General features: G+C 39.6%; 8 protein-coding genes. 3 read left to right on the forward strand and 5 right to left on the reverse strand.

Annotated features, from left to right (window positions below):
• The coding region (locus tag RYL88_RS09305; RefSeq protein ID WP_314990818.1) for a hypothetical protein at positions 1-973 on the forward strand (973 nt) is incomplete at its 5' end.
• A gap of 788 nt (positions 974-1,761) precedes the next feature.
• On the opposite strand, the gene raiA is transcribed toward RYL88_RS09305, so the two are convergent.
• The 5 genes from raiA to fliW form a co-directional block, all read right to left on the reverse strand.
• Positions 1,762-2,295, reverse strand: coding sequence for a ribosome-associated translation inhibitor RaiA (raiA, locus tag RYL88_RS09310; protein ID WP_314990819.1), 534 nt, complete (start codon positions 2,293-2,295; stop codon positions 1,762-1,764).
• Positions 2,296-2,315: 20 nt separating this feature from the next.
• Complete coding sequence (locus tag RYL88_RS09315) at positions 2,316-2,708, reverse strand: hypothetical protein (RefSeq protein ID WP_314990820.1); 393 nt, start codon at positions 2,706-2,708, stop codon at positions 2,316-2,318.
• Positions 2,709-2,776: 68 nt separating this feature from the next.
• The gene (locus RYL88_RS09320; protein WP_314470312.1) at positions 2,777-3,769 is read right to left on the reverse strand and encodes a prepilin-type N-terminal cleavage/methylation domain-containing protein; all 993 of its coding nucleotides are present in this window, start codon (positions 3,767-3,769) and stop codon (positions 2,777-2,779) included.
• A 3-nt stretch (positions 3,770-3,772) separates the two neighbouring features.
• Positions 3,773-4,450, reverse strand: coding sequence for a prepilin-type N-terminal cleavage/methylation domain-containing protein (locus tag RYL88_RS09325; protein ID WP_314990821.1), 678 nt, complete (start codon positions 4,448-4,450; stop codon positions 3,773-3,775).
• A 115-nt stretch (positions 4,451-4,565) separates the two neighbouring features.
• Positions 4,566-4,949 (reverse strand): flagellar assembly protein FliW, encoded by a 384-nt coding sequence (gene fliW, locus RYL88_RS09330; protein WP_295142897.1) that lies wholly within the window; start codon positions 4,947-4,949, stop codon positions 4,566-4,568.
• A gap of 148 nt (positions 4,950-5,097) precedes the next feature.
• Here fliW and RYL88_RS09335 point away from each other — a divergent pair, with 148 nt between their 5' ends.
• Positions 5,098-5,745 (forward strand): outer membrane protein assembly factor BamD, encoded by a 648-nt coding sequence (locus RYL88_RS09335; RefSeq protein WP_314990822.1) that lies wholly within the window; start codon positions 5,098-5,100, stop codon positions 5,743-5,745.
• A 9-nt stretch (positions 5,746-5,754) separates the two neighbouring features.
• Complete coding sequence (gene lon / locus RYL88_RS09340) at positions 5,755-8,181, forward strand: endopeptidase La (RefSeq protein ID WP_314990824.1); 2,427 nt, start codon at positions 5,755-5,757, stop codon at positions 8,179-8,181.
• Positions 8,182-8,490: the final 309 nt, after the last annotated feature.

Raw genomic sequence — 8,490 nt, forward strand, 5'->3', positions numbered from 1 at the left:
GTATATTAGTAGGGGTGTTTATCACGGTGACTTTACCGCAAACGACGAGGATAGAACTAGCAGATATCCTAAGTCTGAAGATATGGTATTTTTTGCCGATCCTGACGCAAAAGATGTAACCAAAGACAATCCGCTCAATATAGACGACTCGAGCTATACGATATCGCAAAAGGCCTTTGTAAATGGTGTAGTGCCTGTAAGCGCTCCTATAGCAAAGCTCGGCGATAAAAAAGAGGGAGTCTGGATGAAATTTAACTTCAAGAGGGATAATCGATATGCTAGAAATCCATTTGATATAGATACCGATTTGTTGTTTATATCCGGGGAGAATAAGCAAAAAGAGTACAACATAATAGGAAACCAGAATATACCGTCATACTTCCAGACGCCTACCGATCGAAGCAGAGTTTTAAAATTTTATTACGGTAGGGCATTTTTGCCAAATGGAGAATACTATAATACAAAAAGTTTCGAACATTTAGCATACTATACCATTTACTGCAAGGATTGTGATGCGACAAAATATAATATAGATAAAATAAATACACCTATTACCGGAGAAAACTACTGGTATGCTACAAAAAAGCATGATAGCGCGGTTCTAGGAGAAATAAAAGGTTATAACTCATTAAACAGTGTTTTACCAAGTGCGACATATCCAAATAATCCGTTAAATATTACCTTTAGAAGCGTGAATTATTTTGAGGATAGTCTAAAAGTAACATCCCCAATAATTATAGTGGGCACAGAAAAAGTAGAGGTATTGGCCGATAGTTGGCTGATATACTCGACCAACCCGCTGGCTACGTCGATGGTTTCTACCATCAACTTCTATCTATCAAATGAGTGGGGTGGACAACTCTTTGATAATAAAGGTAAGAACAGCCAAAGAATAGTACCTGTAGATAACGCTCTAGAGCAAAATAATGGTAGTATGACAATACAAAGACCTAGCAGGAGACTTCAGTGGTGATAGGATGGGGGATAAAATCCCCATCCTGTTTTTTACTGTGGGGCGGCCGAATTTATGTCTAACCAAGTATAATCAAATAACTTGAACGAAACTTAGTCGGGTTTATAGCTACCCCACCCATCCATTTGACTACTCTAAAAATCTTATCAATTTTAATAGATATAACAGGACTATTTTTATAGAAAAATTATTTCATAAGCGGCTTTGCTTGTTTGTTATTATAAACTCTACTTTATAGATATACGCTTTAAATAACTTAGTTTTCCTGTAGCCATTGCCTAAATTATAGATTAGCTAAATTTAAAGAGATCTCATTAAGCATAGCGCAATGATAACGACTGCGCAAAAGTTAAGAGAAAGACAATTTCTTACTTTATCTAAAGAATGGTAATAAGCTGTGAATAAAGAGTGGTAGGGCTGGAATACAAACAGTATTGATATATAAAAAGCATTGACGACGCGATGTTCTTATAAAAAGCTGTATTGCTATTTTTTAAATAAATAAGAGGGTCTTATATGAGTAATAAAAAGGAGCAGTGACTAAAAATTAGCTTGGATCTCATTGGGCCTTATTTTTTATAGATGTTTTAAAATTTGATAACGCAATTTTCTGATTATTTTAAATCATTATCAGTAGTTATAGTATGCAAGTATTTTATATTAAAATGTTGTAATAATTTTATTTCCTTTGCTTATTAAATTTTATAGATTGATTTTTGATAAGTAATAAGACACCCTTATATTCTGTAATAGCATCAAAGGCGAGCTAAGCTCGCCTTAATTTTGTATTAGTATAGTCCAAATTTACCATCTGACCTTTTATATAAAACCCTCATTTTTGCATCTATATCATTAAATACATAAAACTGTGCATCACTGCTTTTGAGTTTGAATAGTGCTTCTTCTATTTCAAGAGGTTTATATATTTCAAGTTCCATAGGTACGATGTCGTCAATATCTATTTCACTGGATACTTCGTTTGCGATAGCGTTCCTAATAGCCTTTTCGTCATCTTTATTTTTGATAGTAGTATTTTTATCGTGCTCTCTACGGAGAACTTTTGACGCTCGATCTATTGCAAGATCAATACAAGCGTATAAATCTTTATCTTTGTGGCGAATGACGATAGTGTCTTTTTTTGCCAAATTTAGGATAAATTCTACACAAAAGCCTTTTCTGCCATTTTTTTCGTCCGCCGATACGACACACTTTCCTGAAATTATATCAAGATTGTATTTTAGGATAGCTTCGAAGGCATTTTCTATGTATTCCTTTATAGGATCGGTTAGATCAAATTGTTTCCCAACAATACTTGTGTTCATTTCTCCTCCTTTGATTGGTTTTATAGTTTTTGTATTGTTCTTCTGTGAAGTCTTATTTTTCCGCTATTTGTTATTTTCATTGCTGCTGGAATGATTTCTATATATGTATCAAGTACAACTGTTCCTGCTGATTCTGAAGTACTTATTGGCGTGAAGTTGTTGCAATCACCTATCTTACCAAAAACTTTAGACGCTACAACTTTTATATTAAATATATCTAATCCACCCAGTGAGTATTTTTCGTTTAAAATGGTCTGATTTTTGAAACAATTACTACTATTGGCAATTTTATTTGGATTTAATATAATTTTTGCTATTGCTATTTCTGTTGCGCTTCTGAGTAGAAAAGCGGCCTGTTCTTTTAAATATATATCGCCAGTCGTCTTCACGGATTCTACTGAAAGTTTTAACATCGTAACTCCCAAAGTTGAGACGAGCACCATAAACAATATAGCTGTAACCATACTAAAGCCTTTTCTCATTATAGCACCGCCCTTCTTTTACAAACTATATTTTCCTCTAGTGACGCCTCGTTTATCGGCAACCTTATATCAGTCATACAAAGTTGTAGTATGATTGTATTGTCTAATGCTTTATATGAAAAACCTTTAACTCCACTTGCTAGTAATGCTTTTGGGGTATTTGTGTCATTATATTTTTCCCCTAGCCATGGTCTGTAATTGTAGTGTAGGTATATATCAAATCTACCATCATCAGGGGTTGTATCACTTCTTCCATCTTTTGGATTTACCGGTACTATGGCGTATGCGGTGTGAGCCAAATAGTATTGTTCATAAATTTTATTTACTTTTCCTATATCTGCGCTATCCACTTCAAGCACTGGACTACCGTCAGATTTTGCCTTTACTTTTACAACACTATTTGCAGCAAAAGTAGAGTGATCAAAGCCGAAACTATTTTTAATATTGCCTGTTACTTCATTGGAGCGAAATATCATCCCAACGGTATAGTTTGAAGAAAAATCTATTTTTTTTCCATTTGTGTCCGTTAAATCAGCCATGGTATATTTTGCTGAATTATATAGCTCGCCGGTATCGGTCTTGCAACAGAGATTGCTTCCAGGAGTTGAAATGGTTCTAGCTGTTTTATTGGTATTTGGGCCATCAATATCAATAAAGCCACTCCAACCGCCATTTTGGAAGCTCTCATATGAATAGCTTATCCACTCTAAGATATTGTCTTTATTGGCTATAGTATGGCTTGTGGGTCTGAAGCTAATATGAGTGAATTCCGTACCAGATGTTCTGCTTATAACGGATTGGTGTATTCTATTTTCAAGCCTTTTTGCAATTATTTCTAAGGTTAAATCTGTTTGAGTAGTCAAATAATTGATGGTCCTTGAATGAAAATAGCCGTTATAAATTTTTACGGTTAGTTCTGCGCCGAAGTATGCTAGAATACCGACTATTACGATAACTATCACTATTTCTAATAATGTAAATGCTTTTTTCATCTTTTACCATACCTTGCTTTGTATCATTGGTCTATCTCCTATATTGGCAACAAAGCTATTTAAGACTACTCTTGTTTGATCTTTTTTGTCACTTTCAGTTTTTTTATCATCTTGGGCAAAGAGCTCTATTGTAATTTTCCATACGTTATTATCTATACTATCGTCTATTGTTTTGTGTTCTACTTTTTTTGAAATTTCTGACACCAAGGATGATGTTGTAACAGTACTTGTAGAGTCTATATCTAGTTCCGGTATTGATTCGCCAGTAGTTGCGCAAGAGTCATTCGGTCCTCTAGATACAAATATTCTCCTGTTTGCTTTTGAGATACCGTTTATATCATAAAAATCTTTCCCTGGATGAGAGGTATCGTCATAATTAAAGACGGGTGTCACCGTTTGTCCACCTAGTCCGTGGCCGCCACCGATTATTTCTTCACCACATCCATATGGAGCCCTTAAAACTAATGTCATTATTTCTTGGGCGTCTATAATAACTGATTGAACTATCGACGTTTTATCTGCTACTGTTGACTGATTTAGAAGTGTTGGTACACCCATTAGCACTATGCTTACTATAATCATTGACAAAACTAGCTCAACAAGAGACACGCCTTTTCTCCATCTCCACTGAATACAATTATGGCAATTACTGTTTTTTTCTATTATATTAGAGTTGTTCAAAATATGCCTCAAATCTTATAAGTTACTCTTAATATACATAAGAAATTGTTAGTATTATAAATCTTATATATACAATCAAAAATATTAAAATATATTAAACCAACAAAAGATACTTTCATTTTTCTATAAAATCCGAAATTTTTTCTGCCTGTTTATACATCGGATACGTCCACGCGTCAAGCACTATCTGCGAAAGCGTCATGTTTGTCATATTGCAAACGATAGGGGCGATAAAATTTACCGTCGAAGTCTCGATGGGGGTGCTTACTACCATGATATTATAAATCCTTAGCTCGCTTTGGTCGTTTATATCCATTAGCTCCTGATAGTACGTAGGTATTTCAAATTCGTAATTTCTCAAAGCGTATGGGTTTATGGCTGTAAAAGACGTCTCGTCGTCCTTGCTTTGAAGCTTTACGAAAAATTGATCAAGCTCTTTTAGCTCGTAGCTTTTGATATGTTCAAAGCCCAAAATAGGGCTTTTAACCTGAAAAACCATATACGTCTCCTTAATTATACATTTACTTTTTAGGCAATTGTACCCAAATTTTTCTATTTTTAAGCATAAATAAAACCGAAATTTACCCAAAAGCAACAAAAACAATGGTAAAATAAACCGTCTGAAAAATTTAAATTTAAGGGAACGTATGAAAAAAACGATTAAATTTTTATCTGCGATTTTTTTTGTTTGTTTAATCGGCGGTTGTGCCGATAAATACACGGAGCTATATAATCTAACGCCCGATCAGTGGTACTCCGAGATCATCGGCGATATAAAAAATCGCGACCTAGAAAGCGCCGATAAGCACTACACGGCGATGTCTAGCGAGCACGTAGCTAGCCCGCTTTTGGAGCAAATTTTACTCATCCTAGCCCAAGCTCACGCTAACGACGAAGAGTATTTGATGGCGAATTTTTACTTAGACGAATACCTCAAAAGATACGGCGATAACGGCCCTAGGAGCGAATTTGCGCAGTATCTGAAGATAAAGGCGAATTTTGATTCGTTCTCGCAACCCAATCGCAACCAAAAGCTAATGCAAGACAGTATCGCCGAGATAGAAAAATTTCTCTACGTCTATCCAAACACGCAGTATCGCCCGCTGATCGAAACTATGCTGGTTAAATTTAAACTCGCTATCTACAACCTAGACGTGCAAATAGCCGATCTATACGAGCGCACTGGCAGAGACGAGTCGGCGCAAATTTATAAAGAAAAGGTGCAAGCCTCGCCTCTAAACGATGCAAATATCGTGCTTCCGCAGCTTCCTTGGTATAGAAAAATGTTTGAGTAGGAGCTAAATTTGCAAATTTACGAATCAAAAATGTTCCCTGCGCAGCTACCCGTCATCGTAGAAGACGAGCTGTTTTTGTATCCTTTTATGATCACGCCGCTTTTTTTAAGCGACGAGGAAAATATCGAAGCGCTAAATTTGGCTCTCGAGTCGCAGAGCCCCATCCTAGTCGTGCCGACGAAGGCGCAAAACGAAGGTGCTAGGAAATTTGACGCCGTATACGATGCGGGCGTCATCGGCACCGTGATGAGGCGAGTGCCGCTACCGGACGGCAGGGTAAAAATTTTATTTCAAGGTACGAGCAAGGGTCGCATAGTCTCAAAAGTGGGTAAAAAGCCGCTGCGAGCGGTCGTAGACGTGCTACACGAAAAAAGACCCGAAAATACTAAAAGCGACGCGCTACTAACAGTGCTTCGCGAAAAGGTGCGAGATTTGGCCGCGCTTAGCCACTTTTTCCCGCCCGATCTTTTAAAAACGATAGAAGAGAGCGCCGAACCTAGCCGCGTTTGCGATCTGATTTTAAGCTCGCTAAGACTAAAGAAAAAAACGGCGTACGAGTTTTTTATCGAGGAAAATTTGGAGCAAAAGCTGCTAAAGCTCATCGACTACGTTATCGAGGAGATCGAGGCAAATAAACTCCAGCGCGAGATAAAAAACAAGGCTCACTCAAAAATAGATAAGGTAAATAAAGAGTACTTTCTAAAAGAGCAGTTAAAGCAGATCCAGCAAGAACTGGGCTCAGATACCAGCCGCGAGGAGGAGATCGAGGAGTACCGTAAGAAGCTGGAAGCTAAAAAGAAATTTATGGGCGAGGACGCGTATAAGGAGATAAAAAAACAAATCGACAAGCTATCGCGCATACATCCTGATTCTGCCGACGCAAACACGATACAAAGCTATCTGGACTGGGTAATCGAAATACCGTTTGAAAATACGGCAAATAAAAAACTAAGCGTGCAGGAAGTCGCAAAGCAGCTAAATGCCGATCACTACGGGCTTGAAAGGCCAAAGGATAGGATAGAGGAGTACTTTGCTCTGCGCGAGCTTTTGCAGTTACGAGGAGTCGCGGGCAAGGTAAATAACGGAGCGATTTTATGCTTTGCGGGGCCTCCGGGCGTCGGTAAAACGAGCCTGGCAAACTCCATAGCAAGGGCGCTAAAGCGCGAGCTAGTGCGCGTGGCACTGGGCGGTCTTGAGGACGTAAACGAGCTGCGCGGGCACCGCCGCACCTACATAGGCGCGATGCCGGGCCGCATCGTGCAGGGGCTGATAGAGGCAAAACAGATGAACCCCGTCATCGTGCTAGACGAGATCGATAAGGTCGGTAGGAGCTTTCGCGGCGACCCGACGGCGGTGCTACTAGAGATCCTGGATCCCGAGCAAAATAACAAATTTAGGGATTATTATTTAAATTTTAATATCGATCTGAGCAAGGTTGTTTTCGTCGCGACGGCAAACGACGTCGGCGCCATACCGCCGGCACTTCGCGACAGGATGGAGTTTATCGAGCTTAGCTCATATACTCCGCAGGAAAAATTTGAGATCGCTAAAAAATATCTAATCCCTCAAGAGCTAAAAAAACACGGCCTAAAGCCCGGCGAAGTGACTCTAGGCAAAGACGTGCTAAGCCTCATCATCTCAGACTACACGCGAGAAAGCGGGGTGCGAAACCTGCGCCGCCGACTGGCCGATATCTTTAGAAAGGCGGCAAAAAGGCTGCTGGGGGGCGAGGCGCAAAAGATAACCGTAACGACTAAAAATTTAAGCGAATTTTTAGAAAAGAAGGTTTATGAGATCGAGCATGCGGACAAAAAGCCGCAGATCGGCCAGGTAAACGGGCTAGCGTGGACGAGCGTGGGCGGCGACGTGCTAAAGATCGAAGCCATACGCATACAAGGCAAGGGCGGCCTGCAGATAACGGGGTCTTTGGGCGAGGTTATGAAGGAGAGCGCGTATATTGCATTTAGCCTCGTTAAAGTGCTGATCGACGCTAAAAAGATAAAAGTGCCCTCTAAAATCATCCCGAGTCTACCGGAAGACGTCAAAGACGGCGTGAAAAAAGAGCTAAGCCCTAGCGAAGTTTATCGCCGCTACGATCTGCACATCCACGTGCCCGAGGGCGCTACGCCAAAAGACGGGCCGAGCGCGGGTATCACGATGGTGACGGCAATCGCCTCGATCCTAACGGATACCAAAGTGCGAAGCGACGTAGCGATGACGGGCGAGATCACGCTAAGCGGCCGCGTGCTGCCCATCGGCGGGCTAAAAGAAAAGCTTATAGCCGCGCATAAGGCCGGTATCAAAACCGCTCTGATACCGCGCAAAAACTATGAACGCGATCTGGGCGATATCCCGCAAGACGTCAAAAACGATATGCAAATTTTACCCGTGGACATCATCGAAGACGTGCTAAAAAATGCGTTCATCGCAAAATAACTTTTGAAATTTTATTAAATTTAGCCTCGCTTGCGGGGCTGAGTTTATTGCCTATATCCAAAAACCGACTTTAAATTTACCGCTATTTTCGGTTCGCGCAAATAGACCGAGCCTTGCTGCTAAAATTCGGTAAATTTTAATCAAGCTTGTATTTTTAAGAGCTAGAAGCAAATTTAGACGACTTTATGACAAATAGCTTAAATTTGAGTTTAAAGATAAATAAGCGAAAATTTTAAGCCCTTTGCGCGTATTTTCGTATTTTCGCGTTTTTGGGCCTTATTTGCTTAATGCGCCGGCGTAGTTACGATT

The sequence above is a fragment of the uncultured Campylobacter sp. genome, from assembly GCF_963517995.1.
In the GTDB taxonomy this organism is placed as follows: Bacteria; Campylobacterota; Campylobacteria; order Campylobacterales; family Campylobacteraceae; genus Campylobacter_A.

Excerpts from the sequence above, each read along its gene's own strand:
- RYL88_RS09320 (WP_314470312.1), bottom strand. The coding sequence starts at position 3,769 with ATGAAAAAAGCATTTACATTATTAGAAATAGTGATAGTTATCGTAATA.
- RYL88_RS09315 (WP_314990820.1), bottom strand. The coding sequence starts at position 2,708 with ATGTTAAAACTTTCAGTAGAATCCGTGAAGACGACTGGCGATATATAT.
- raiA (WP_314990819.1), bottom strand. The coding sequence starts at position 2,295 with ATGAACACAAGTATTGTTGGGAAACAATTTGATCTAACCGATCCTATA.
- RYL88_RS09335 (WP_314990822.1), top strand. The coding sequence starts at position 5,098 with ATGAAAAAAACGATTAAATTTTTATCTGCGATTTTTTTTGTTTGTTTA.
- fliW (WP_295142897.1), bottom strand. The coding sequence starts at position 4,949 with ATGGTTTTTCAGGTTAAAAGCCCTATTTTGGGCTTTGAACATATCAAA.